This window comes from Paraburkholderia sp. SG-MS1 (assembly GCF_012275575.1).
GTDB lineage: Bacteria > Pseudomonadota > Gammaproteobacteria > Burkholderiales > Burkholderiaceae > Paraburkholderia.
The window spans coordinates 19,307-45,451 of the sequence record NZ_NPIH01000294.1 but is presented as its reverse complement, the minus strand read 5'-3'; the positions used below and the strand labels follow the sequence as shown (position 1 = coordinate 45,451).

The 26,145-nt window shown below is 63.8% G+C and carries 24 protein-coding genes; 11 read left to right on the top strand and 13 right to left on the bottom strand.

The window, feature by feature from the left end:
- From CIC12_RS32560 to CIC12_RS32540, 5 genes are all read right to left on the bottom strand, one after another.
- Nucleotides 1-446: aquaporin (locus CIC12_RS32560; RefSeq protein ID WP_174772282.1), on the bottom strand; the 446-nt coding region annotated here is incomplete at its 3' end.
- A 241-nt stretch (nt 447-687) separates the two neighbouring features.
- Nucleotides 688-1,332 (bottom strand): response regulator, encoded by a 645-nt coding sequence (locus CIC12_RS32555; protein ID WP_168670669.1) that lies wholly within the window; start codon nt 1,330-1,332, stop codon nt 688-690.
- Nucleotides 1,333-1,472: 140 nt separating this feature from the next.
- A complete protein-coding gene (locus tag CIC12_RS32550; RefSeq protein ID WP_168670667.1) occupies nt 1,473-2,162 on the bottom strand; it encodes a response regulator in 690 nt (229 codons plus the stop codon).
- 138 nt (nt 2,163-2,300) lie between these two features.
- Entirely contained in the window at nt 2,301-2,966 is a 666-nt protein-coding gene (locus tag CIC12_RS32545; protein WP_168670665.1) for a response regulator, read from the bottom strand.
- Nucleotides 2,967-3,248: 282 nt separating this feature from the next.
- Nucleotides 3,249-4,673 carry an MFS transporter gene (locus CIC12_RS32540; protein WP_168670663.1) on the bottom strand — a complete coding sequence of 475 codons (1,425 nt, stop codon included), beginning with the start codon at nt 4,671-4,673 and terminating at the stop codon, nt 3,249-3,251.
- A gap of 97 nt (nt 4,674-4,770) precedes the next feature.
- Here CIC12_RS32540 and CIC12_RS32535 point away from each other — a divergent pair, with 97 nt between their 5' ends.
- The 7 genes from CIC12_RS32535 (at nt 4,771) to CIC12_RS32505 (ending at nt 11,410) form a co-directional block, all read left to right on the top strand.
- Nucleotides 4,771-5,658, top strand: coding sequence for a LysR family transcriptional regulator (locus CIC12_RS32535; protein WP_168670661.1), 888 nt, complete (start codon nt 4,771-4,773; stop codon nt 5,656-5,658).
- A 461-nt stretch (nt 5,659-6,119) separates the two neighbouring features.
- A complete protein-coding gene (locus CIC12_RS32530) occupies nt 6,120-6,848 on the top strand; it encodes a c-type cytochrome (protein ID WP_168670659.1) in 729 nt (242 codons plus the stop codon).
- Entirely contained in the window at nt 6,845-8,215 is a 1,371-nt protein-coding gene (locus CIC12_RS32525) for a c-type cytochrome (protein WP_174772281.1), read from the top strand. The genes CIC12_RS32530 and CIC12_RS32525 overlap by 4 nt, the downstream gene beginning before the upstream one ends.
- Nucleotides 8,216-8,240: 25 nt before the next feature.
- Nucleotides 8,241-8,417, top strand: coding sequence for a hypothetical protein (locus CIC12_RS32520; RefSeq protein ID WP_168670655.1), 177 nt, complete (start codon nt 8,241-8,243; stop codon nt 8,415-8,417).
- Between the two features lie 2 nt (nt 8,418-8,419).
- Nucleotides 8,420-8,992: a cytochrome C oxidase subunit II gene (locus tag CIC12_RS32515; protein WP_168670652.1), complete on the top strand. Its 573-nt coding sequence runs from the start codon at nt 8,420-8,422 to the stop codon at nt 8,990-8,992.
- Nucleotides 8,979-10,604, top strand: coding sequence for a cbb3-type cytochrome c oxidase subunit I (locus CIC12_RS32510; RefSeq protein WP_168670650.1), 1,626 nt, complete (start codon nt 8,979-8,981; stop codon nt 10,602-10,604). The genes CIC12_RS32515 and CIC12_RS32510 overlap by 14 nt, the downstream gene beginning before the upstream one ends.
- Complete coding sequence (locus CIC12_RS32505) at nt 10,601-11,410, top strand: c-type cytochrome (RefSeq protein ID WP_168670648.1); 810 nt, start codon at nt 10,601-10,603, stop codon at nt 11,408-11,410. Before CIC12_RS32510 ends, CIC12_RS32505 begins: the two co-directional genes overlap by 4 nt.
- A gap of 76 nt (nt 11,411-11,486) precedes the next feature.
- On the opposite strand, the gene CIC12_RS32500 is transcribed toward CIC12_RS32505, so the two are convergent.
- Nucleotides 11,487-13,136 (bottom strand): methyl-accepting chemotaxis protein, encoded by a 1,650-nt coding sequence (locus tag CIC12_RS32500; RefSeq protein ID WP_168670646.1) that lies wholly within the window; start codon nt 13,134-13,136, stop codon nt 11,487-11,489.
- Between the two features lie 303 nt (nt 13,137-13,439).
- On the opposite strand from CIC12_RS32500, the gene CIC12_RS32495 reads away from it, so the two are divergent.
- Entirely contained in the window at nt 13,440-14,237 is a 798-nt protein-coding gene (locus tag CIC12_RS32495) for a bestrophin-like domain (RefSeq protein ID WP_168670644.1), read from the top strand.
- A 155-nt stretch (nt 14,238-14,392) separates the two neighbouring features.
- Here the strand turns inward: CIC12_RS32495 and CIC12_RS32490 are convergent, their stop codons facing one another.
- Together CIC12_RS32490 and CIC12_RS32485 are read right to left on the bottom strand one after the other, a co-directional pair.
- Nucleotides 14,393-14,938: a single-stranded DNA-binding protein gene (locus CIC12_RS32490; RefSeq protein ID WP_168670642.1), complete on the bottom strand. Its 546-nt coding sequence runs from the start codon at nt 14,936-14,938 to the stop codon at nt 14,393-14,395.
- Between the two features lie 168 nt (nt 14,939-15,106).
- Nucleotides 15,107-16,294, bottom strand: a complete 1,188-nt coding sequence (locus tag CIC12_RS32485; protein WP_168670640.1) for an MFS transporter — start codon at nt 16,292-16,294, stop codon at nt 15,107-15,109.
- Between the two features lie 366 nt (nt 16,295-16,660).
- Between CIC12_RS32485 and uvrA the strand changes: the two genes are divergently transcribed.
- The 3 genes from uvrA (at nt 16,661) to CIC12_RS32470 (ending at nt 22,107) form a co-directional block, all read left to right on the top strand.
- Nucleotides 16,661-19,534, top strand: coding sequence for an excinuclease ABC subunit UvrA (gene uvrA / locus CIC12_RS32480; RefSeq protein ID WP_168670638.1), 2,874 nt, complete (start codon nt 16,661-16,663; stop codon nt 19,532-19,534).
- 34 nt (nt 19,535-19,568) lie between these two features.
- Nucleotides 19,569-20,654, top strand: a complete 1,086-nt coding sequence (locus CIC12_RS32475) for an AI-2E family transporter (protein ID WP_168670633.1) — start codon at nt 19,569-19,571, stop codon at nt 20,652-20,654.
- 226 nt (nt 20,655-20,880) lie between these two features.
- Entirely contained in the window at nt 20,881-22,107 is a 1,227-nt protein-coding gene (locus CIC12_RS32470) for a PepSY-associated TM helix domain-containing protein (RefSeq protein ID WP_168670631.1), read from the top strand.
- Between the two features lie 115 nt (nt 22,108-22,222).
- Here the strand turns inward: CIC12_RS32470 and purU are convergent, their stop codons facing one another.
- From purU to CIC12_RS33545, 5 genes are all read right to left on the bottom strand, one after another.
- The gene (purU, locus tag CIC12_RS32465; RefSeq protein WP_121316476.1) at nt 22,223-23,092 is read right to left on the bottom strand and encodes a formyltetrahydrofolate deformylase; all 870 of its coding nucleotides are present in this window, start codon (nt 23,090-23,092) and stop codon (nt 22,223-22,225) included.
- 111 nt (nt 23,093-23,203) lie between these two features.
- Entirely contained in the window at nt 23,204-24,076 is an 873-nt protein-coding gene (locus tag CIC12_RS32460; RefSeq protein WP_168670629.1) for an NUDIX hydrolase, read from the bottom strand.
- A 74-nt stretch (nt 24,077-24,150) separates the two neighbouring features.
- Nucleotides 24,151-24,765 (bottom strand): LysE family translocator, encoded by a 615-nt coding sequence (locus CIC12_RS32455; protein ID WP_168670628.1) that lies wholly within the window; start codon nt 24,763-24,765, stop codon nt 24,151-24,153.
- A 49-nt stretch (nt 24,766-24,814) separates the two neighbouring features.
- Nucleotides 24,815-25,381, bottom strand: a complete 567-nt coding sequence (locus CIC12_RS32450; RefSeq protein WP_168670627.1) for an adenine phosphoribosyltransferase — start codon at nt 25,379-25,381, stop codon at nt 24,815-24,817.
- A 119-nt stretch (nt 25,382-25,500) separates the two neighbouring features.
- Nucleotides 25,501-26,145: TrkA C-terminal domain-containing protein (locus CIC12_RS33545; RefSeq protein ID WP_238813002.1), on the bottom strand; the 645-nt coding region annotated here is incomplete at its 5' end.

The window sequence follows — 26,145 nt, the reverse complement described above, 5'->3', positions numbered from 1 at the left end:
ACGAACGCAAACGACAGCACGAATTCGATGGCCAGCGCCGAGTGCAGTTGATAGTCGGCGGGAGAATGGGCGCCGAAGCCATTCGCGGCAAATTCGCTTGCACCCGGATCGAAGCCAGGGCGGCCGCTCGCTACGTACGCGAGGAACGCCGCCGCGGAGATCGCCCCAGCAATCTGCGCGGCAATGTAGGGCAGCAGATCACGCACCGGAAAGCGCTGGGCGACCGTGAAGCCGACAGTGACGGCGGGATTGAAATGCGCCCCTGAAATGCCACCGAACGCATAGCCAGCCGTGGCGAATGCAAGGCCGAATGCCAGCGACACGTCCAGGCCAGCATGGCCCTGCAGGATCATGCTGGTATCGAGCACGGTGCTGCCGCATCCAGCGAACACCAGCCACGCCGTTCCCACACCCTCCACCCACAACCGCTTACCCAGCGTGACCATGCGCCCCTCCCATTTTTCTCTGTACGAGGCAGACGCACCGCGTGATTGCACCAGCCCTCTGCTCTTAACTGTCTAAGGCCTGTTACGTCCAGGACAACGAAATACGAGTCGCCGTCAGGTAGGCAAGCAATAACGCCTCAGTCAATTCAGAATTATTGAGTTTGGGGATCGTTATACGAATCAGAAAATTCTTAAATCCACTGCCCTTTAGTCATCAATGCTATTCAAAAGTCAAGCAATGTCAGATCACGCCGATTTGCCTTGCGTATTCGACTAAATCGTCTTCCGTTTCCAATCCGAGCTTGCGCATCGCGCTGCGTTTTTGCGTGCTGATGGTCTTGCCGCTGCGCAGCAGACGTTCGGCGATTTCATGAACCGCGAGGCCCTGCGCATAGAGCTGGAAGACTTCCCATTCCCGCGCGCTCAGCACATTGACGTAAGGGTGCGGCGCCCGCTCCGCGGCGTTCAGCGCGACACGCACCCGCTCCGACAGATGAACTCGGCCGGAAACCACGACAGCGATGGCATCGACCAGCGTTTGCGCAGCGTCGCGCTTGTCGATTATTCCGCTGACGCCGATGCTTTGCAGTCCGGACAGCAGGTGACCGTTGCCGATCATCGTCAGCGCGACGACATGCGGATGCGGCCGGCGCCGCAACAGCCGGCGCAGAAACGGTACCGCGTTGCTGCTTCCGTCGATCCCCGGCATGGCGATGTCGGAGACGACGACGTCGCACGCACAGGCATCGAGCAGGATAGCCAGACCATGGGTGTCGGCCGCCTCGCCGATCACTTCCATATTGGGCCTCGCCTGCAGCAGATATTTGACGCCGACGCGAATGCATTCATGATCGTCGGCCACGATGACGCGGATCTTGTGTGTCATTTTGTTGTTGTCTTTGTCGACTGACACCGCCCGCACGCACTGTGCTTCCCCGGACTGTGTCAACCCTTATGCTGTTCGCCATGCGACGGCATGGCGCGTCACTGGAATGCCAGTGGCTTCAGTCGCATCTTCGTGATCTTTCAGCGGCTTTGACCACGCCACTCGGAAATGACGCCGTGCTCGGCGGCGAAGCGAAACAGTTCCGCGTCGCTACGCAATGAAAGCTTGCGCATCGCCGTGCATTTCTGTGCGCTGATCGTCTTGACGCTGCGCCCCAGGCGCGCGGCGATTTCACTGACAGCGAATCCCGACGCGTACTGCATGAACACCTCGAGTTCACGACGCGATAACGCGCTGCGAACGAGGTCGAGCCGCTGGGCCACCGTTGCGTCGGCAATCAGCGTGCGCACCGCGGGTCCGACATAACACTCGCGCGCGAGCGCCGTGACGACCGCCACGTGGATTAGATCGATCCGGTCGCGCTTGCTCACGAGTCCGTCGACCCCGAGCGCGATCACGCTCTGCAGCGCGGCCGCCTCGGTTTCCATGGTGAGGACGATGAGCGCGACATTGGGATAACGCGTTTTGAACTGCTTGACGACGTCCAGCCCACTACCGTCGATATTGCCCGGCATGTAGAGGTCCATCAGCACCAGGTCGCATGGGCCGCGATCGACCTGCATGAAAAGTTCGGTGGCGTCGGCCGCGCGTCCGACAATTTGCATGTTCGGATAGGTGCGCACCAGATTTTCGATTGCCAGCAGAACCAGTGGATGGTCGTCCGCTATGATGGCTCGAACCGGTGCGCTCGCCTCAGCGGTGTCGTTCATCGTCAGCTGCTCCTCGGTATTTTGTATTTGTGCCGCTCTCTACGACGCAACCGGCTCTATCGCGATAATTGAATATTTCTGCGCCGATAAACATAAGAGCGTTCCGAAATAACCTTAGTCAATCGCAACGGACGATGCTTAAATATGCGAAACAATTTCAAGAATGCCGCATGCGTACAGGCGCGAAAAAAGGCCGGGGTTGTGCGTGACGCCGAGCTTCGTCATCGCTGCGCGCTTTTGCCGGCTAACCGTACGGCGATGACAGCCGAGCGCCTGCGCTATCTCGGCGATAGACTGCCCGCTGACAAGCCGCTTGACGACCTCCGTCTGTCGCCATGACAGACGGACTGTCTGCAGCGACGAGCGCGCGTCGTTCTGCGGGCACGCGAGTGCGTCCGCGATCGAACGGCCGAGGTAGCGCGCACCGTTTGCGCTCGCTTCGATCGCTTGCCAGAGCGCGTCCATCGACTCGGCTTTATCAAGCGCGCTCACCGCGTCGTCCGCCACGACCGCGCGCAGAATCGAAGGGGCCGTCGTCGTCGTGACCACGACGACGCGCAACTGCGGCCAGTCGCGGCGAATACGCCGCATCAGGGCGAAATCGTCTTCGGGAGCGCTGTCGGTGTCCGGCATGGAGAGGTCGGTCACGAGCACATCACAGGGGACGCGCTGCAGCAGTTCAATCAGCGCGCGTGGCGTGTGCGCCTCGCCGACGATCGTGACGCCGGCCTGGGTTGCCAGCATCGCCCGGTAGCCGAGCAGCACGAACGGATGATCGTCTGCCAGAATGATTCGCAGATGCACTGAAATTTTGCTCGTTCGTTGTAGGAATGGTTGGCTCGCGCGCCAGACACTCTGAGCGCACAGCGCGTTTTGACTGAGCGCATGACGACGAAGCCATGCGCTAAGGCGCTCATAAAATCATCACTAAAATTGCGCAAAAATCAGAGCATTCCGAATCATGCAAAAATAAATGGTCTATTTCTATCTTTATCAAATAAATCAAAATTAATTATCCGGGCTGAGTCATTCCGGCATTGGCATATCGCTTTTGCTGTGCCTTTTCTGTTAGGGGTAACGGTTCGACTACCGGATTGCATCGCAACCCCTCGCCGCCGCCTTGCCCCCCGGCATGGCGCGCGGGAAAATGGGCAACGCGAGCAGCGCGCACGCACTCGCCGCCGCCCACACGATCGGCCACGAACCCACGGACAATAGCGGCGGAATTGCGAGCGGCGTCAGAAAGAGCGTGAGAAACACGCAGGTGTTGCCGATCGCCAGCGCCGTGCCCGCGCGGTTCGTCCCGGCCAGCGTGGCGAGTTCCGTGAAGGCGACGCCGTGCCATGCCGACGCGCTGATGCCGCCCAGCACGACCATCAGCGCGAACAGCGTAGTGGTCGCCGTGTGATGCGGGCCGGCGAGCTCCGTCGCCAGCGAGAGCGACGCGAACAGCATCGCGCTCAGCAAGCTGCAGGCGCGCATGTATGCCCGGCGATTGCCGCGCCGGTCGGTCCAACTGCCGCTCCAGACCCGTGCGATTGCTGCGCCGGCTTGCACCGTGGCCATCGTCACGCTGATCGCCAGCACGCTCGCATGGCCGTAGTCGTGCAGAAACACGGTGCCGAACGTGACGACGGCGAGCTGCGGCACGCACAGCGCGCCGGCGCCTAGCGCGACCCGCCAGATGGCGACGTCGCGTAACGGCGAGACCTTCGCAGGGGCACCGGCCGCCGCACGCTTGCCGTGCCTCGCAGTGCCGAGCGCGGACGTCGCGCCGTGCGCCCCCGAAGCGAGCGCCGCACCTGCGCCATGCGCGTGCCGAGCCGGCCGGCCCGGCCGAAGCGACCGGGGAGCGGGCTCGCGCTCCGCTGCATCGGCGTGCGCAGGCGGCTCGTGCAGCCAGCGCCATGCGAACAGCGCCGTGACCGCACACGCCAGAGCCAGCACGGTATAAGCGCTCGCAAAACCGAATCGCGACGCGAGCGCCGGCAGCATCAACGCGCCGATCCCGCCGCCCGCGGGCACGGCGGTCTGGCGGATGCTCATCGCCAGCCCGCGCTCGCCCTCGCGAAACCACGCCATCACCGCGCGGCCGCTCGATCCATTGACGCTGCCGCCCAGCAGGCCGACCAACAGCAGCCCGAGCGCGAGCATCGTCACGCTGGGCACATGGGCGCCGCTCGGCGCGACGAACAACGCGAGCCCGGCGAGCGCGGCGGCGGTCGACAGCAGCCCCAGCAGCAGCACACGGCGGTCGCCCCAACGGTCGGTCAACAGGCCCCACGGCAACTCGCTGATCGCAATGCCGAGACCGAGCATGCCCAGCACTAGTCCCAGTCCGTCATTGCCGAGGTGATAGCCTGAGCGCAGAAACACCGCGGTCGTCGGAATACCCGAAAATGCGGCGGAAAAGCTCGCGTTCGCGGCGAATCCGACGCCCAGCACCTTCCACCGGTGGCTCGCGCCACGCTCGTGCGCCCCGCCTGCAACCGCAATCGACCTGTTTCCCATGACACCTCTCCGCAATGATCTTCGGAGGTATCCTACGGTTGAGCTTTCCATCGGAAAAGCCGGAAATTCAAATGTCTTTCATCGGATATACCGAATCATGAGCCAACGCGGATTCGACCTCACGCAGTTGCGCACCTTCGTGGCCGTCGCGGAATCGGGCAGCGTTTCGGCGGGCGCGGAGCGTGTTTTCCTGTCGCAATCGTCGGTGAGCGAGCAGTTGAAGAAACTCGAGGAGCGCGCCGGCCAGCCGCTGTTCCTGCGCAGCAAGCAGGGGGTGTGCGCCACGCCCGCCGGCAGCCGCCTGCTCGATCATGCGCGACGCATCATCGCGATGAGCGAAGCGGCGTTCGAAGACCTGCAAGGCCGCTCGCTCGACGGCGAACTGCGCATCGCGATCACGGACTACTACCGGCCGCACGAGATCGCGCGCATTCTCAAAACGTTCTCCGAACAGCATCCACGGCTGAAGCTGCACGTCACCGTGTTGCCGAGCGCCGTGATCGACAGCAAGGCCGATGACGACGCGATGTTCGACATCGGTCTCTCGCTACGGCTCGTGACCGGCCACCCGCGCGCCGCCGGCCGGCGCAGCGGCGCGCCGGGCACCGTGGTGCGGCGCGAGAAGCTGCTCTGGGTGAGCGCCGCCGATGCCCAACAGCGGCCGGCCGCGCCGTATCAACTGGTGCTGCTGCCGTCGAGTTGCCAGTTGCAGCGTTTCGTCGTGAAGCTGCTCGACGAGCACAAGGTGCCCTATCTGATCTCGCATTCCGCGTCGGGCGTGGCGGGCTTGCAACTGGCATTGAAGGCCGGGCTCGGCATTTCCTGCCTCAACGAATCGTCGATCGGCGGCGGTCTCGTGGCCTGTCCCAGCAGCGTCGGATTGCCTGCGTTGCCGGCCGTGGAGTTTCATCTGCTGCCCGGGCGACTCGGCGAAAGCGAACTGGTCAGCAATGCACGCACGGCCTTGATGCACCTGTTCGCTTGATGCGGATGGTGCAACCTCAAACGATCCTGTTCGCGTGACAGCATCGATACGGATGCTTGCGCGCAATTCCATTTGAAAGCGTTTTAGCCGACGCCTATGAAGGTTTGATGTAGATCAATTCGAAGTCTTTTCGGCTATTGACGCGTGGGATAAATTCCTGCACCCTGCTACACGCTGCCCGACGTTCCAAACGTCCTTTCTCGCAGCCCGGAAACCGCAGTTCAGCCGCGCATTCAGCGCAGATCACCGTTTTCGCCAGACACTTGCATCGCCGTACAGCATCAACGCTTCGTCGTCCGGAATAAGTCCGTTTCGATTCGCCGTAATGCAGTCGTTATAAGAAAAAAAAGCAAAACAACTGGCAGACCCGCGATGCGTCGTGCGTCGGATTCGCGCATGAATCCACGAACGAACGCGTGACAAATAAATCGAGAAGCAGAACGCTCCCAACGAGGCCTGGCGTGCATCGTAGAACTATCGGATCTTCGGTTCTGTTCGTGCTTCATGTCGTGTGGAGTGGCGCGGCGCTCGCGGCCACCGCTGCGGCCACCGATACGTCGAGCGCGATGCCGTCCGCGATGGCCGAGCGCATGCGCGCCTGCACCTCGTGTCACGGCGTGCAGGGCCAGGGCCGCAACAACGACTACTTTCCGCGCATCGCCGGCAAACCGGCCGACTATCTGTTCAATCAGTTGAGCGCGTTTCGCGACGGCGGCCGCACTTATCCCCCGATGGGCTATCTGCTCGCCTTCCTGCCCGACGACTATCTGCGCCAGATCAGCCAGTACTTCGCCGATCTGCAACCGCCCTTTCCCGACGCCGATCACACCAACGTCTCGGCCAAGGTGCTCGCGGCCGGGGAGCAACTGGTCATGCACGGTGACCCGGCACGCGGCATACCGGCGTGCATCGCCTGCCACGGCGCGCGCATGACCGGCACCCAGCCGGGCATTCCGGGCCTGCTTGGCTTGCATGCGAGCTACATCGCCGGGCAGATGGGCACGTGGCGCTCGGGCTCGCGTCGGGCACTCGCGCCGGACTGCATGCATTCGATCGCGGTCAAGCTGAGCGATCGCGACATCACCGCGGTATCGAGCTGGCTGTCCCGCCAACCGCGTCCGGCCGATCCGCGGCCCGCACCGGCGTCCGCTGAGCGGCTGCCCCTAGCATGCGGGAGCCAACCACAATGAAGCCGATACTTTGTTTGCGGGGTTGCGGGCGGGTGCGGGGCGCGGTTTTTAGCGGCCTAACCGCTGCCCTCGTCGCGACTGGCTGCGCCTTGCTCTTTCATGCCGGGCATGCGCCACTGATCTCCGAAGCCCGCGCCGCGGATCCTGCGCCGGCCACACCGACGGCCTCGCCATCGACCGCAGCGACGCACGGCGGCGCCCCCGATACACGCCCCGAGATCGTCCAACGCGGCGAATATCTGGCGCGCGCCGGCGACTGCATCGCCTGTCACACCGCGCCGCGCGGCAAGCTGTTCGCTGGCGGCCTCGCGATGGAAACGCCGTTCGGCACGCTGTTTTCGCCGAACATCACGCCCGACGCGCAGTACGGCATCGGCACGTGGAGCGAGGAAGCGTTCTTCAATATGATGCGCACCGGCCGCAAACCGGACGGCACGCTGATTTACCCCGCCATGCCGATCGCCCAGTACACGAAGGTCACGCGCGAAGACTCGGACGCGATCTTCGCGTTCCTGCGCACCGTCGAGCCGGTGCGTGAGCCCAACCGCAAGCACACGCTGCGCTTCCCGTTCAACAAACGCGAACTGCTATACGGCTGGCGCACGTTGTATTTCCACGAGGGCGAGTTCAAGCCCGACCCGACAAAATCGGTTGAATGGAATCGCGGCGCGTATCTGGTCGAAGGGCTCGGACACTGCTCGATGTGCCACACCAGGATCAACATGCTCGGCGGTTCGTCGCAGCGCGAGCAATTCGCCGGCGGCCTGATTCCGGTGCAGAACTGGTACGCGCCGTCGCTGACATCGGACAAGGACGGCGGCCTCGGCGACTGGAGCATCCAGGACATCGTCGACCTGTTGCAGAGCGGCATCTCCGCGCGTGGCGCCGTGTACGGCCCGATGGCGGAAGTCACCTATCACAGCCTGCAGCATCTGTCGGATGAAGACGTCCGCGCGATGGCCGTGTATCTGAAGTCGCTGCCGGACAATCGCGGCCGCAAGACCGGCCCGTCCCCGCAAGCCGATCCCAGGACGTTCGCGCTCGGCAAACAGATCTACGCCGACAAGTGCGCGCTGTGCCACGGCGCCAACGGCGAAGGCCAGTTGCCGCACTATCCGCCGCTCGCGGGCAACCAGTCGATCGAAATGGATTCGGCGGTCAATCCGATCCGGATCGTGCTCAACGGGGGGTTTCCGCCCGGCACCAGGCGCAATCCGCAGCCGTATGGCATGCCGCCGTTCGGCCAGGAACTGAACGACGTCGAAGCGGCGGCCGTCGTCACCTATATCCGCACGGCGTGGGGCAATCACGGCCAGCCGGTGACGGCCCGCGAGGTCAACGAATTGCGTAAGGCGCCGCTGCATTGACGCGCCGCACCGGAGAACCATCGAGATGGAAGCGAACGACACCCACAGCGCGGCCCCGCCCACCGATGACGAAGTGGAGCGCGTCGTCGCGGCCGGTCCGCATGGCGCAGTTGCGCTTGCCGGCGTCGCGACGCTGATCGTCATGGCGATCTGGTTCGGCTTCTACTTTTTCGCGTTTCTGCCGCGCGGCATCATTCACTGACCATGTCGACCGATTCCAATCCTCAACCGGAGAGCGGCCACGCGGTCGCGTTGCGCGCCGAGCGACGCTGGGCGGTTTTCGTGGTCGGGCTGATCGTGCTGATGCTGGCCGTGATCGTCTTCTCCGGCCTGCATTGGGCGATGATGCCGCCGTCGCGCGTCGAAACGATCGACCCGGCGCGTTTGCAACTGTCCGGCGAATTCGTCGAAGACAATCTCGGCAGCGCGGTGCAGCCGGATGGCTCGGTGATTGTGCGCTTCATCGCGCAGCAGTACTCGTTCACGCCGCAATGCCTGCTGGTGCCCGCCGACACGCCGATCACGATCCGCACCACGAGCGCCGACGTCGTGCACGGGCTGCTCGTCACCAACACCAACATCAACACGATGGTCGTGCCCGGCTACGTCGCCACGCTGAACACCCAGTTCGACCACCCCGCCGATCACACCATGCCGTGCCACGAATTCTGCGGCTTCGGCCATCAGACCATGTGGGCGCATGTGAAAGTGATCGATAAAGCCGCCTTCTTCGAGCAGGCCAGACAATCACGGAGGTTGAGCTGTGTTGCACGCTAAGCGACTCGTTCTCGCGCATTTCTGGCTCGCCTTCATCACGTTTCTGATCGCGCTGCTGCTCGGCGCCTGGCAGATGCTGGTGCGCAGCCCGCTCGTGCCGTGGATCGGCGACCCCGAGTTGTACTATCGATCGGTGACCGCGCACGGCTCGGTGATGGCCTACGTGATGCCCACGCTGGTGTCGATGGGCTTCGGCTATGCGATCGTCGAACTCGCGCTCGCGCAGACACTTGCCGGCATCAGGTGGGCGTGGGCCGCGTTCATCATGCTGGCGGTCGGCGCGGTCATGGCGATGGTGCCGGTCGCGCTCGGCACGGCCTCGGTGCTCTACACCTTCTATCCACCGATGATCGGCAGCCCGTTCTATTACCTCGGCGTGGTGCTGGTGGTGGTCGGCTCGTGGATCTGGGTCGCGCTGATGCACGTGAACCTGCGCATCTGGAAGCGCGTCAATCCCGGCAAGGCCGTGCCGCTCGCGATGTTCGCCAACGTGGCGGGCGCCTATCTGTGGGCGTGGACCGCCGTCGGCGCGGCGGCCGAGATCCTGTTCCAGATCCTGCCCGTCGCCTTCGGCCTGACGCGAACCATCGATGCGGGCCTCTCGCGCATCCTGTTCTCGTGGACGCTGCATGCGATCGTCTACTTCTGGCTGATCCCGGCCTATATCGCGTACTACACGCTGGTGCCGCGCGCGATCGGCGGGCGCCTGTACAGCGATGCGATGGCGCGCGTGTCGTTCATCCTGTTCCTCGTATTCGCGATGCCGATCGGCATCCACCATCTGTTCGCCGATCCGCAGGTCGGCTCCGGCTTCAAGTTCCTCCACGCGGTGTTCACCGGCATGGTGTCGGTGCCGACGCTGCTGACCGTGTTCACGATTTGTGCGTCGGTGGAAATCGCCGGCAGGCTGCGCGGCGGCAAGGGTGCGTTCGGCTGGCTCACCGCGTTGCCGTGGCGCAATCCGATGATGCTGGTGATCGCGTTCTCGTTCGTCATGCTGGGGTTCGGCGGCGCGGGCGGGCTGATCAACATGAGCTATCAGCTGAACTCGACGGTCCACAACACGCAGTGGGTGACCGGCCATTTCCACCTGATTTTCGGCGGCGCGATCGTCATCATGTACTTCGCGATCGCGTATGAACTGTGGCCGCAATTGACCCACCGCGCGCTCGTCTCGGTAAAGCTCGTGCGCACGCAATTGTGGCTGTGGTTCATCGGCATGATGATGGTGACGCTGCCGTGGCATTACGTGGGCCTGCTCGGCGCGCCGCGCCGCATGGCTTATTACGATTACACGATGTCGGGCATGCAGGACCAGGCATTCTGGGTCGGCATGTCGGCAGTGGGCGGCCTCGTACTCGTCGCCTCGGGCGTGCTGTTCGTCTACATCCTCGCGAAGTCTCAATTCGGGCCAGCAGTGCAACCGCAGGCGTTCCGTTTCGCGAGCGCGGTGCATCCGGTCGAGCGCGTGCCGGCCGCGCTCAATAGCTTTGGCTTGTGGGTCGCGCTGATGATCGGCCTTACGGTCGTGAATTACAGCGTACCGATCGTACAGTTGCTCAGACTGCCGCAGACGTCGGTGCCGGCGGTCGTCATCGGAGCGCAGCGATGAGTGAGGAACGCGTCTTCAGCTTGCGTAACGCGTGGTTCACCTGGAGCGTGGGCGGCACGATCGCGATTGCGATCGTAGGAATACTGATCGGTTTCATCTGGCTGCCGTCGGCGAGCAGTGCCTTCGGCGATCGCGGCTTATGGGCGACGATCTGCGGCGCGGCCGGTGCGCCGTCGAGCTGGTATAGCGGTGCGAGCGCAGGCAATCCGGTGCCGAGCGAGGTGGTCGTGTTGCCGCCGTGGCATCCGACGCGCTCTGCAGAGGATTCGATCGGCCGCGGCGCGACGATCGCGACGCAGCACTGCTCGATGTGCCACGGTGTGCTCGGCACGCCGCAGGTCACGGCACCGGGGCTGGCCGGACAGTACGGCGATGCGGTTTATAAGGAATTGCGCGACTACCAGAGCGGGCGGCGGCAAAACGCGGTGATGCAGGCGATCATTGCGGGGCGCAGCGACCAGGATCTGCAGGATCTCGCGGCTTACTACACGTCGCTCACGAGAGGCTCCGGCGCCGAGACGCGACGTGTCGGCGAAGAGCTGGATGCGAACGCGGTGAAGCTGGCGATGCAAGGCGATCCACAGCGCAACATCGCGCCTTGCGCGGCCTGTCATGGCGAGCTCGATCGCAAAGGTGCGGCGCCATGGCTGGGCGGGCAGTCGTCGGCTTATCTCGCCGGACAGATGCGCGCGTTCGCTTCCGGCGCGCGGCACAACGACATCAACGAGCAGATGCGCAATGTGGCGCGGCAGTTGACCTCGGCGGAGATCGATAGCCTCGCCAGGTATTATGCTGCCATGCAATGACGCTGCGCGCCGCCGTGCGCAATGGGCCTCAACCGAACGGCCTCGATGAACGAGCGCCGACGAACAGGATTCGACGTCAGGCCGCCACGAACCCCGCGTCATCCCGCTTCGAGGCAGCGGCAGAAGCGTCCCGGCGTCGCACGCCCGCGGCGCCGAGCGCAGCGGAGCCGCTCTCCGTGTGGAACACCGCCACCGCCGATGACAGCCGCCGCGCCTGATCTTCCAGCGAACTGGCCGCCGCCGCAGCTTGCTCGACCAGCGCGGCGTTCTGCTGCGTCACCTCATCCATCTGCGCGACCGCGAGATTGACCTGATCGATGCCGGTGCTCTGCTCGATCGCTGCCGCCGCGATCTCACCCATGATCGAACTGACGCGCGCAATCGCGTCGACGATCTCGGCCATCGTCGAGCCCGAGCGTTCGACCAGTTGCGAGCCCGCCTGCACCCGCGCCGTCGATTCGTCGATCAAGCCCTTGATCTCCTTGGCCGCCGCCGCGCTACGCTGTGCGAGCGAGCGCACCTCGCTCGCCACCACCGCGAAGCCGCGTCCCTGCTCGCCCGCGCGCGCCGCTTCGACCGCGGCGTTCAGCGCGAGAATGTTGGTCTGAAACGCAATCCCTTCGATCACGCCGACGATATCGGCAATCCGCCGCGAGTCGTCGACGATGCCGTGCATCGTGCCCACCACCTGCTCGGTAAGGTCGCCGCCCTGCGCAGCCAGGCTCGATGCGCCCTGCGCGAGCGAACTCGCCTGCTTCGCGTTGTCCGCCGTCTGTTTGACCGTCGACGTGAGTTCTTCGATGCTCGCCGCCGTTTCTTCCAGCGATGCGGCCTGCTCTTCTGTGCGCTGCGACAGATCGGCATTGCCGGCCGCAATCTCGCTCACGCCGGTGTCGATGGATTCGGTGCCTTGACGTACCGCATTGACCGTCCCGATCAGCGACTCCTGCATCTTGCGCAGCGCCGCCGCGAGACGGCCCATTTCGTTGTCGCTGGTGACATCGATCCGGCTCGTCAGGTCGCCGTTGGCGATCCGCTGGAATTGCGCGATAGTCGCGTCGACCGGATTGACGATCGCGCGCACCAGCACCATGCGCCCAATCAACGACCCGAGCAGCGACACCGCCATGCCGATCGCCACCGCGATACAGATCGCGTAGAACAGGTCCTGCGCCTCCTGGTAGCGTTGCGCGCCGTGGTCGAGCTGCAACTGTTCGAGCGCGAGCATCGCCTTCTCGTACGTGCTGTAAAGCGACGGCAGCTTATGCGCCTGCAATTGATTGAATGCGTTTCTGTCGCCCGACTTGAGCGCGGCGAGCGCCGGATCGACGCCCTCGCGCAGGAAGCTGTCGCGCTTGGCCTGCATGTCCTTGATCAGACGCTGCTCATCGTCGTCCGTGCTCGCGCGGCTCACATAGTGGGCAAGCCGCTCGTTGGAAACTTTCTGGTACTGATCGAAACGCTTGAGCACGGCATTCGCGCCATCCTGATCGTTCAGCTCGATCAGCGATGCGTACGTCGCGAGCGCCAGCCGCAGGCGCAGCAGTTGGCCGGAGCTGCCTTCGAGGTCCGCGACGGCGGGGGTGTCGACGGTGTACATCTGTTGCAGCGACGCGTTGCTCGAGCGCAGCGACAGCAGGCCCGCGGCGGCGCCGAGCAGCAACACGACGCCAAAGAACACGATCATCAGGCTAAGGCAGGTGCGAATCGACAGATTTCTCAACATCGGGCTTGTCTCCAATGGGCCGCGTGGCCGGTGCCTCGATGGCTCCGGCCACGCGTGCTGCGCCCAAACCCTTCCGGCCAGGTCCGCAACTTTTGTCTAGAATTTAAGCAACCACCACACTGAGGGACTACGGCGGCACAGCAGAAAACTTTATGGTCGATGACGCATATGGTTGCGACACATCAAGTGACGGGCGCGAGCGCAGGGCCATTCCCGCCGCGTATTCCGGTGCGGGACTACCCGGGTATCCGGCGCCCGGCAGTTGATGGAAAGTGACGACGCACCAGTCTTCGGAGTATTTCTATGGCGGAAGTCGGATCGGCTCTACTGGTTTTTGCGCTGCTGCTCATGGCGACCGGCCTGGGCGTGTGGGTACGACCGCTTCTGCCCGAAGAGCACAAGGCGCACGAGACCGTTCAGCTCGTCCAGTTGGTGATCGGCATGCTGGTGACGTTTGCCGCCCTGGTGCTCGGCCTGATGACGGCCTCCGCGAAGTCCAGCTTTGACACCGCGTCGAACGATCTGCGCAGCTACGCGGCCGATCTGATCGAATTCGACGCGACCTTGCGCGACTTCGGCAACGATACCGACGAAGCCCGTCGCCTATTGCGCCAGTACACTTCGGCGGCGATCGCGTCGACCTGGCCTCAGGAGACGGCGCCGAGCGGCGACTACCCCAGGAACCTCGGTCCGCAGGATTCGAAGCGGCTGGAAAACGTGCGGCTCGGCGATATGCTGACCGACGTGGGCCGGCAGTTACGGCAATTGCGAACGCGGGATTCGCTGGAGGCACGTGCGCTCGACGACGCGTTGACGCAATACCGGCGCGTCGTGGACGCGCGGTGGAAGCTCATCGAAGAAGCGCATAGCTCGATATCGCAGCCGTTCTTCAAGACGCTCACGTTCTGGTTGTGTGTAATTTTTCTGAGCTTCGGTTTGATTGCGCCGCGTAATGCACTGGCGCTCGTCACCATTTCGCTGGGGGCGGTGTCGATTGCTTCGGCAATCTATGTGATCGTCGATCTGGATACGCCGTTTTCGGGGCCGATTGTGATTTCCAGCCAGCCGTTGAGAGATGCGCTGACGCATTTGAAGCGGTGAGAGCAAGAAGCAATAAAAGCGGCCCCGGACATTCTCGCCAAACCGTTCGAACGGCACAAAAAAGGGCGTCTCGAACGGACGCCCTGAAACCAGCTTGTTCGTTAGCCATCAAGGAGTTGAAGACAGAACTTTGCTTCCTCCTGTGGGCACTCTCATCAAAACGGAATATCGTCATCCATCTCATCAAAGCCACCGCCTGCTGGCGTGCCCGGACGGCTGGAACCACCGCCACCACCGCCGCTGCCGCCACGCGAAGCACCGCCGCCCGACGACATTGCGCGGCCACCACCGCCACCGCCGCTACGCTCCGACGGCTCGCCGCGGCTATAACCGCCTTCGTCGCCACCGCCGCCGCCCATCGAGCCGCCGCGACCGCCCAGCATTTGCATCTGCTCGGCGACGATCTCGGTCGAGTAGCGATCGGTGCCGTCCTGCGCTTGCCACTTGCGCGTGCGGATGCGCCCTTCCAGATAGACCGACGAACCTTTCTTCAGATATTCCGAAACGATTTCCGCGAGGCGGCCGAAGAACGACACGCGGTGCCACTCGGTGGCTTCCTTCATCTCGCCGGACGCCTTGTCCTTGTACCGATCCGTCGTCGCAAGGCGGATGTTCGCCACTGCATCGCCGCTCGGAAGATAACGGACTTCCGGATCGGCTCCGAGATTGCCGACGAGAATGACCTTATTCACGGATGCCATGAGTTTCTCCTGTTGATTCCGTTGCGGGCGGCGCGGCACTGAGCGGTTCGCGTCTCATGCCCCGCGGGCCGAGATCGGAACAGCGCCTCTGCCCGCCGCCGGGTGAGTTCTGGATGAATTCGGGATGTGCTCCCGGGTGCGCCGCGACAGCCCGGCGCGTGTTGCGTACTACGCCTTGCGCGGTGGCTGTTTCATCTTTGCGGCGATTATAAGCCAGCAAAACACGAGCCCCGAGCAAGTGAGGAACACCGTGCTTTGGCCGTCCACTTTCAATAGCCAGCCGCCGACCATCCCACCCAGTGCAAGACCGATCGACTGCGTCGTGTTGTACACGCCGGCAGCCGCGCCTTTGCGAGTGCCCGGCGCCAGTTTCGACACCAGCGAAGGCTGCGACGCTTCGAGAATATTGAAGCCGAGAAAGTACACGAAAAGGATCGCCGCCACACTCAGAATCGTATGCGGAGCGACGCCCAATAACAACTGTCCGATCAGGATAAGACCGATCGCGGACAGCAGCACGACCTTCATCTTGCCGCGCTTCTCGGCGGCGATGATCGCCGGCACCATCATCACGAAAGACAGGCCCATCACCGGCAAATATACCTTCCAGTGCGATGCGACCGGCAAGCCCCCGGCTTCGAGAATGCGCGGCACGACGAGGAAGAGCGCGGTTTGCGTCGCGTGCAGCACGAGCACGCCGAAGTTCAGGCGCAGCAGCTCGACGTTGTGCAGCACTTCGGCGAATGGCGCGCGCACGTGCACCGGTCTCGGCGCGTCGGGCACGACCCACAGCACCACGCCGATCGCGAGAATGGAGAAGATGCCGACCAGCGTGAACAGGCCACTCATGCCGACCCACTGGAACACGATCGGCGCGCCGACGATCGCCACCGCGAACGACACGCCGATGCTGCCGCCAACCATCGCCATCGCCTTGGTGCGATGCTCTTCGGACGTGAGATCGGCGATGAACGCGATGACCGCGGACGACACCGCGCCCATCCCCTGAATCACACGGCCGACGATGATCCACGTCATGTCGTGCGCACCCGCCGCGACGAAGCTGCCGAGCGCGAAGATCAGCAGGCCGGTGGCGATGACCGGCTTGCGCCCGACCTTGTCGGAGATCCAGCCGTAGAAAATGTAAAGCATCGACTGGGTCACGCCATACGCGCCGAGCGCGATGCCCACCAGCAGCACGTTGTCGCCGCCCGGAATGGTCTTCGCGTAGATCGAGAACACCGGCATGATCATGAAGAGACCGAGCATGCGCAGCGCGAAGATGGCGGCGAGCGACACGGTCGCGCGCAGTTCAGGCGCGCTCATGCGTGTGGAAGTGGCGGACGGATTGGACATCGGGAGCGTTCTTTGAATGAGCTGGACGGCACACTGCGGGCGACCGGCGGCGAGCGACCGGAACCGGCTGCGAGACAGGCCGGTTGAGACCGTCACGAGCTGGCAGCTTGCCACGGCGTAGGCGCAATACCCGCAGGCGCGGCGTTCGAGCCGGCGGCCTTGCAGCATGCCCCCCAGCCTCGCTGTGCCTTGTACTCGCGGAAAACGGCCCCAGCTAAACCCCTTCCCCGCGGCGCTAAACCGCAGCCTTACAGCTTGCCTCGCGCGTGATTCGCGCTGTCAGGAAGCCGTAACGACGGCCTTGAAAAGTCGTTATAGTAGCAGGTTTAGCCTCTTCCTCTTTCCGCCAGTTCATGGAATAAATCCGTGGAACAAATCCGTATTCGTGGGGCTCGCACCCACAACCTGAAGAACGTCAATCTAGATTTACCCCGTCACAAGCTCGTCGTCATTACGGGCCTTTCCGGCTCGGGCAAATCGTCGCTGGCGTTCGACACGCTGTATGCGGAAGGACAGCGGCGCTACGTCGAAAGCCTCTCCGCCTATGCGCGCCAGTTCCTTCAGTTGATGGAAAAGCCGGACGTCGATCTCATCGAAGGCCTGTCGCCGGCCATCTCGATCGAACAGAAAGCGACCTCGCACAATCCGCGCTCCACGGTCGGCACCGTCACCGAAATTCACGACTATCTGCGGCTGCTGTTCGCGCGGGTCGGCACGCCTTATTGCCCCGATCACGAGATTCCGCTCGAAGCGCAAAGCGTGTCGCAAATGGTCGACGCAGCGCTCGCGCTGCCCGAAGAGACCAGGCTGATGATCCTCGCTCCTGTGGTGGCGGACCGTAAAGGCGAGCACGTCGAACTGTTCGAGGAAATGCAGGCGCAAGGCTTCATCCGTTTTCGCGTGCGCTCGGGCGGCGGCACCGCCAACGAAGGCGTCGCGAAGATCTACGAAGTCGACTCCCTGCCGAAACTGAAAAAGAACGACAAGCACACGATCGACGTCGTCGTCGATCGTCTGAAAGTGCGTCCGGACATGAAGCAGCGCCTCGCCGAATCGTTCGAAACGGCGCTGCGTCTCGCCGACGGCCGCGCGATCGCGCTCGAAATGGATACGGACAAGGAGCATCTATTCAGCTCTAAGTTCGCCTGCCCGATCTGCTCGTATTCGTTGCAGGAATTGGAGCCGCGGCTGTTTTCGTTCAACAACCCGATGGGCGCGTGCCCGGACTGCGACGGCCTCGGCCAGATCACCTTCTTCGATCCGAAGCGGGTGGTCGCGCATCCGTCGCTGTCGCTCGCGGCGGGCGCGGTGAAAGGCTGGGACCGGCGCAACCAGTTCTACTTCCAGATGCTGCAAAGTCTCGCGGCGTTCTACGAATTCGACATTGACACGGCCGTCGAAGACCTGCCGGAGAAAGTCCGCAAGATCCTGCTGTTCGGGTCGGGCAAGCAGGAGATTCCGTTCTCGTACATCAACGAGCGCGGCCGCACGTCGGTGCGCGAGCATGTATTCGAAGGGATCATCCCGAATCTGGAGCGGCGCTACCGCGAGACTGATTCGGTCGCGGTGCGCGAAGAACTCGCCAAGTATCAGAACAATCAGCCGTGCCCGGCCTGCGCCGGCACGCGGCTGCGCCGCGAAGCGCGCTTCGTGCGGATCGGCGCGGACGGGGACGCGCGCGGCATCTTCGAAATCAGTGGCTGGCCGTTGCGCGATGCGCTCGGCTATTTCCAGACGCTCCGGCTGGAAGGCTCGAAGCGCGAGATCGCCGACAAAGTCGTGAAGGAAATCGTCGCGCGCCTGATGTTCCTGAACAATGTCGGGCTCGATTACCTGTCGCTGGAACGCAGCGCGGAAACGCTGTCGGGCGGCGAGGCGCAACGGATTCGCCTCGCGTCGCAGATCGGTTCCGGGCTGACCGGGGTAATGTACGTGCTCGACGAACCGTCGATCGGCCTGCATCAGCGCGACAACGACCGGCTGATCGCCACCCTCAAGCATCTGCGCGATCTCGGCAACTCGGTGATCGTCGTCGAACACGACGAGGACATGATCCGCATGGCCGACTACGTGGTCGACATGGGCCCCGGCGCGGGCGAGCACGGTGGCATGGTGATCGCCGAGGGCACGCCCAAACAGGTGCAGGCGAACGCGGCGTCGATGACCGGCCAGTACATGTCCGGCGCGCGCAACATCGAATTCCCCGATGAGCGCAAGGCTCCCGACGAGCGGCGTCTGCGCATCGTCGAGGCGTACGGCAACAATCTGCAGCACGTGTCGCTGGATCTGCCGGTTGGGCTGCTCACGTGCGTGACCGGCGTGTCCGGTTCGGGCAAGTCGACGCTGATCAACGACACGCTGTATCACTCGGTCGCGCATCACCTGTACGGCTCGGCCACGGAGCCGGCGCCGTACGAGTCGATCGAAGGCCTCGAGCATTTCGACAAGGTCATCAACGTCGACCAGTCGCCGATCGGCCGCACGCCGCGCTCGAACCCGGCCACCTACACGGGCCTGTTCACGCCGATCCGCGAGCTGTTCGCCGGCGTGCCGGCCGCCAAGGAACGCGGCTACGATCCGGGCCGCTTCTCGTTCAACGTGAAAGGCGGGCGTTGCGAATCCTGTCAGGGCGACGGCGTGCTCAAGGTGGAAATGCACTTCCTGCCGGACGTGTACGTACCGTGCGACGTCTGCCACGGCAAGCGCTACAACCGCGAAACGCTGGACGTGCAGTACAAAGGCAAAAACATCAGCGAAGTGCTCGACATGACGGTGGAGAACGCCTACGAGTTCTTCAAGCCGGTTCCGGTCGTCGCGCGCAAGCTGAAAACCTTGCTGGACGTCGGTCTGGGTTATATCCGGCTGGGCCAGTCGGCCACTACACTGTCGGGTGGCGAGGCGCAGCGCGTCAAACTATCTTTGGAACTGAGCAAGCGTGACACGGGTCGCACGCTATACATCCTTGACGAGCCGACCACCGGTCTGCACTTTCACGACATCGCGCTGCTGCTGGAAGTGATCCACCGGTTACGCGACCAGGGTAATACCGTCGTGATCATCGAGCATAATCTCGATGTAATTAAAACCGCCGACTGGGTCATCGACCTCGGTCCGGAAGGCGGGGCGGGCGGCGGGCAGATCATCGCTCAAGGCACGCCGGAGCAGGTCGCGAAGTCGAAGGCAAGTTTTACCGGCAAGTATCTGGCGCCGCTGCTCAAGCGGGCGGCCAGCAAAAAGTAACGCTGCACAACAAGGGTGGGAGACGGGATAAGCCATGGCCAAGCGGAATCAGGCGCGCGACGACGGGGAAGTGCAGGACCTACGCCCACGCCCGGTCAGGCTGACTAGCGACATGAGCCTGCCGAAGCTGTCGGCGGTCGAAATCGGCAGTTACGTTGTGATGCTGGCCGGCATGTGGGCGGTCATCGAACTGAAGCTGCTCGGCGCATTGCTCGCCGGGCTGCTGGTGTTTCAGCTCGTGCATACGATCGCGCCGCGCATCGAGCGCCACATGTCGAGCATGCGGGCGCGCTGGCTCGCGGTGGTGATCCTGTCGGTGGTGATCGTGGGGGCGCTGACTGGGCTCACGCTAGGCATCATCGAGCATTTCGAGAACGACGTGCCGAGCGTGCAGAACCTGCTCGATCAGGCCATGCAACTGATTCACCAGGCGCGCGGCCGGATTCCGCAATTCATCGCCAATTCGCTGCCGGTCGACACCGAGCAGATGAAGGCCAAGGCCGAAGAGCTGATGCACACGCACGCGAACATGCTGCAGCAAAGCGGCACGACCGCGGCGCGTGGCTTCACGCACATCCTGATCGGCATGATCATCGGCGCGATCATCGCCGTGGGCGCGCAGAAGCATATGCACCGGCTGCCGCTGTCCACGGCCTTCGTCACGCGCGTGAGCCGTTTCGCCGATGCGTTTCGCCGCATCGTGTTCGCCCAGGTGAAGATTTCCGCGCTCAACGCGGTCTTCACCGCCATCTTCCTGCTGGTGGTGCTACCGATCTTCCACGACCAGTTGCCACTGTCGAAAACGCTGGTGCTGGTGACGTTCATCGTCGGCTTGCTGCCGGTGATCGGCAATCTGATCTCGAACACGATCATCGTCGCGGTGGCGCTGTCGGTGAGTTTCCCGGCGGCGGTCATGTCGCTCGTGTTCCTGATCCTGATCCACAAGCTGGAGTATTTCCTGAATGCGCGCATCGTCGGCGGACAGATCGAGGCGCGCGCGTGGGAACTACTGATCGCGATGCTCGTGATGGAAGCCGCGTTCGGCATCCCGGGCGTGATCGCGGCGCCGATCTTCTATGCGTACATCAAGCGGGAATTGATCTACCTGCGGCTCGTGTGAATGCCCGGACGAATCACGGGCGCCCGGTCGGGCAAGCAAAAACGGCACTTCGGTGCCGTTTTTTTTGGTCTTTTCCCTTTGATCCCATCAAACGCCCACGCTCGCCGCTGCACGAGAAACTTGCGGTAGTTTGCGCAAGCCCCTAAGATGCGAACAATTCCCATTTACAGATCGATTTCGCCGTGACACCCGTTCAGCCTTTCCTCCCCGCTCTGCCAGCTCGCGCATGAGACGCCAGCTCGTCCGTCTGCACCGCTGGTTCGGCGTCGCCACCGCGCTGTTTCTGTTCGTCGCCGGCCTGACCGGCGCGATCATCGCGTGGGACCATGAACTCGATGCAGCGCTGAATCCGTCGTTCTTCGAAGCCCACACGGATGCTCCGGCGCTGTCGGGTCTGGAACTGGCCCGCCGCGTAGAAGCCGCCGACCCGCGGCTTCAGGTGACCTATTTGCCGCTGATCGCCGAACCCGGCCACACGCTGCAGATGATGGTGCTGCCGCGCACCAACCCGGCCACGAAACAGCCCTACCCGCTCGATTTCAACCAGGTCGCCGTCGATCCCGCCACCGGCGAGATCCAGGGGCGCCGCGAGTGGGGCGCCGTATCGCTCGCGCCCATCAATCTGATCCCGTTCATCTACAAGCTGCACTACACGCTGCACTTGCCGTTCGCCGGCGGTATCGATACCGGCACGTGGCTGATGGGGATCGTTGGCATCGTGTGGCTGTTCGACAGCGTGATTGCCCTCGTGCTGTCGTTCCCGAGCGTCAAGGCGTGGCGCAAGTCGTTCGCGTTTCGTCTGAAGCGCGGCGGCTATGCGCTCACCTTCGACCTGCACCGCTCTGGCGGCGTCTGGATCTGGGGCCTGCTGATGGTCATCGCGCTGACGTCGATCTCGATGAATCTGTCGGGGCCGGTGGTGCGCCCAGTCGTCTCGATGCTCTCGACGCTCACGCCGGACCCGATCAACAACCCTGAAATCCTGCGTGCCCCGCAACCCGGCGATCAGGTATTGAGCCGTGAACAGATCGTCAAATTCGCCGAGCAGGCCGGCAAGTCGATGCACCTCGCCGCGCCGCCGGGCGGCATCTATTACGCGGAATTCCTGCACGCATATGGCGTGGGCTTCTACGCGCCCGGCAACGATCACGGCGACATCGGCCTTGGCAACCCGTGGATGTATTGGGACGCGGCCACCGGCAAGCTGCTCGGCAAAACGATTCCGGGCAAGGGCAGCGCGGGCGACATCTTCATGCAGGTGCAATTCCCGCTGCACTCGGGGCGCATCCTCGGACTCGGCGGACGGATTCTGATCAGCGCAATGGGCATCGCGGTCGCCGTACTGAGCGCGACGGGCCTGCTGATCTGGCTGAAGAAGCTGAATGCGCGCCGCCGTTCGGCGCAGAACGCTGGTCTCGCGCGCGAGGCGGGCGGGTCGGCGGCGCGGTCATAGGAGGAAGGTTGCGCCGGGCGGATCGCGCGGCGCATTTGTGGCGTGGCGGCGGCACGAAGGCTCTCGTCGCCGCCCGCTCCGGGAGTCATGGGCGCCTTGAACGCCCCAACCGCTTTTACCGGAACACCACCGTCTTACTGCCGTTCAACACGACGCGATGCTCGACGTGCCATTTCACCGCACGCGCAAGCGTCACGCATTCGACGTCCCGGCCAATCGCCGTCAATTGTTCCGGCGTCATGCTGTGGTCGACGCGCTCCACTTCCTGCTCGATGATCGGACCTTCGTCGAGATCCGTCGTCACGTAATGCGCGGTCGCGCCGATCAGCTTCACGCCGCGGTCGAACGCCTGGTAATACGGCTTCGCGCCCTTGAAGCTAGGCAGGAACGAGTGGTGAATGTTGATCGCACGGCCGGCCAGCGCCTCGCACAGCTTCGGCGACAGAATCTGCATGTAGCGCGCGAGCACCACCAGATCCGCCTGATGCTCGTCGATCACTTCGAGCACGCGCGCTTCCTGTGCGGCTTTCGCATCGGGCGTGCCGCCCAGCAACGGGAAGTGATGAAACGGAATGTCGTAGCTCGCGGCGAGTTGATAAAACTCCTTGTGATTCGAGATGATCGCTGGAATCTCGATGTTCAACTGGCCGGTACGGTAGCGGAACAGCAGATCGTTCAGGCAGTGACCAATCTTCGACACCATGATCACCACGCGCGGCTTCACCGACGCGTCATGCAGCTCCCAGCGCATGCCGAACTGTTCGGCAAGTTCCGTGAACGACGTGCGCAACGCCTCCAGTCCGGGGTCGCCACCCACCTGCTGAAAATGCACGCGCATGAAGAACTCGCCGGTGCCGCTGTCGCCGAACTGCGCGGAGTCGAGAATGTTGCTGCCACGCTCGAACAGAAAGCCCGACACTGCGTGGACGATGCCGGGCCGGTCGGCGCACGACAGTTTGAGGATAAAGCTGTGATCGGTCGACATGACCTGGGTGACTCCCTTCTTCAATGCGTGGTTTGTTCAGTCTGTACGGCTCGATGCTGCGTGCTTCGGGATGTTCGTCGTCGCGGGCGCTGCGGCTGTCAGAGCCGATGCCTACGCAAGCGCCGGTGGCGCGAACAACGCTTCGATGCCAGCGCACGCATCTTCATCGAGCCAGCGGCGGCGCAGCAGGCAATCCAGCGTGGCGAGACTCGCGTCCACCGTCATCGCGCCCTCCTCGATCCAGCGCGCCACTTCGTCGATGCGTGCGAGCCGGTGCTCGCCCACTTCGCCGTCCTGATTGCGCGGCGCGAAATCGGCCGGCAGCGCCAGATCGTAGATGAAAATCTGTTCGGCCTGCGTGCCTTCCGGTAGCGATTGCAGCACATGCGCGGTGCGCCCGGCGACGGCGCGCGCGGCGATTTCCTCGGGGATGCCGGCTTCTTCCCAGCATTCCTTGATGATCGTCGCCTCGATGCCGAAGCCCCAACCGATCCCGCCCGCGACGACATTGTCGAGCATGCCGGGGTCGGTCGCCTTGGTGTCGCTGCGGCGCGCGATCCACAATTGCGGTGCGCCCTTCTGAGCGCCATGCGCGTATTCTACGACGCCGTTCAGATGCACCGCGTAGGTCATCGTGCCGAAGAAGCGCGACGCCGCGCGTTCGATGTAAGCGAGCGGCGGTGCGTCGAACGCATTGCGGATCGCGTAGGTCTCGTTGCGCCAGCCGGGAATGCGGCCTTCCGCGGCCAGCGCGCCGATCACGGAACCGAGCGCCGCGCTGCGCCGTTCGACGGTATCGAACGCGGCCGCGAGGGCCACGCGAACGTGGCGGCTATTGCTATCGATGTCGAACACGTCGGGCCAGCGGGTGAGCAGGGGCACGTCGCTCGCCCGGATCCAGCCGACCTGTTCGGCGCCGATCCAGAACGGCAGATGCGCAGCCGCATCGAAGCGGCGCGCGGCAGTGATGCAAGGCAATGTCATCCAGAACTCCAAACTGAACGGTGTGCAAGACGCGGCCGGTGAGGGGCGAACGCGCGGTGGGTCACACGGCCGCGTCAGTCACGCAGCGCCACCCGAATCCCGATGGCGATGAACGTCGCCCCGGCGAGGCGATCGAGCCACACGCCCACTCGCGGCCGACGCTTGAGCCAGCCGCCGATGATGCCCGCGCACACGCCGAACAGCGAAAACACCACGACCGTCTGCAACATGAACAGCACGCCGAGTTCGAGCATCTGCACTGTGACGCTTTGCGCGCCGTGCGGCTGCACGAACTGCGGCAGAAACACGACGAAGAACAGCGTCACTTTCGGGTTCAGCAGATTGCCGAGCACGCTCTGGCGAAACACCGTCAGCAACGGCTGCGGCGCGCGCTGATGCGCGGTCGCGAGGCCCTGGCTGCGCAGCGCCTTGACGCCGATCCAGATCAGATAGGCGGCGCCGGCCAGCTTGATCGCTTCGAACGCAAGCGGCGACGAGCGCAGCAACGCGGCTACGCCAAGCGCGGCCAGTGTCGTGTGAAACGTGATGCCGGCCGCGAAGCCGAGCGCGGCGACGAGACCCGCCGCGCGGCCCTGCGAGATGCCGCGCGCGAGCACCTGCAGGTTGTCGGGACCGGGCGCGACGGTAATCGCAATCGACGTGGCGAGAAACAGCAGGAAGTTGGGCATCGTCGTTACCTTCTTGTTGTGCGGCGAACAGCAGCGGCTACGCGCGCGCTCAATGACCTTCGAAGCTCGTCGCGGTGTAGAGCGCGAGGCCGGCGTCGCGCAGCAGCTTGGAGCCGCCGAGTTCGGGCAGATCGACAATCGCCGCGCCTTCCACGACGACCGCGCCGAGCCGCTCGAGCAGAATCCTGCCGGCCATCATCGTGCCGCCGGTGGCGATCAGATCGTCGATGAGCACGACCCGGTCACCGGGCTTGCACGCATCTTCGTGAATCTCGACGGTCGCGGTGCCGTATTCGAGTTCGTACGACTGCCAGAGCCGCTTATACGGCAGCTTGCCCGCCTTGCGGATCGGAATGAAACCGATATTCAACTCGTACGCGAGAATCGGTCCGAAAATGAAGCCGCGCGCATCGAGCCCGGCGACATAGTCGAGTTGCGCGTCGAAATAGCGCTGCACGAACAGGTCGATCAGCACGCGCAGCGACTTCGGCTCCTGCAGGAGCGGCGTGATGTCGCGAAACTGCACGCCCGGCTGCGGCCAGTCGGGCACCGTGCGAATGTGGCTTCTGATGTAATCGGCCGCATCGAGCGGCGCGCCGACAAGCGCGTTGGACATGATGTCTCCGGATGGACCTCGGCAGGTCCGATGAAAAACTGAATCTGCACGGCATAAGGGCTGGCGGCTCGCTGCTTGTGCCTCGCGGCGCTCGGCGCGCATGCGCCGCGAACGCCGGCCTACGCCGCAGCCACGCCCGCTCGACGGTGCTTCGAGAGCCGTTCCTCGGCTTGCGCCAATTGCTCGGGCAGACCGCGCAATACCACGATGTCGCTCGCGCGCAGCTTGGTGGATGGGTCCGGCTCGACGCCGCGAATGCCGTGCCGGCGTATCGCCGTCACTTCCACGCCCAGATCCAGCAGGCCCAGTTCCGCGAGCGTGCGACCCACCGCGTCCGCGTTGGCGTCGACCGGCACCGATTGTAGCCGCACCTGTTCGTGGCCGTCGTCGTCATCGATGTCGTCGGCGCCGTGAAAATAGCCGCGCAGCAGCGCATAGCGTTCGTCGCGCATCTCCTCGACCCGCCGCACTACGCGCCTCATCGGCACGCCCATCACCACCAGCGTGTGCGAGGCCAGCATCAGACTGCCCTCGACGATTTCCGGAATCACTTCGGTCGCGCCGGCGGCCAGCAGCTTTTCGAGGTCGGCGTCGTCGACGGTGCGCACGATCACCGGCAGCGTCGGTTCTTCCTCGTGAATGTTGTGCAGCACCCGCAATGCCGACGGCGTGTTCGCGTAAGTGATCGCGACCGCGGCCGCGCGGTGCAGACCGGCGGCGAGCAACGACTCGCGCCGCCCGGCGTCGCCGAACACGACCGACTC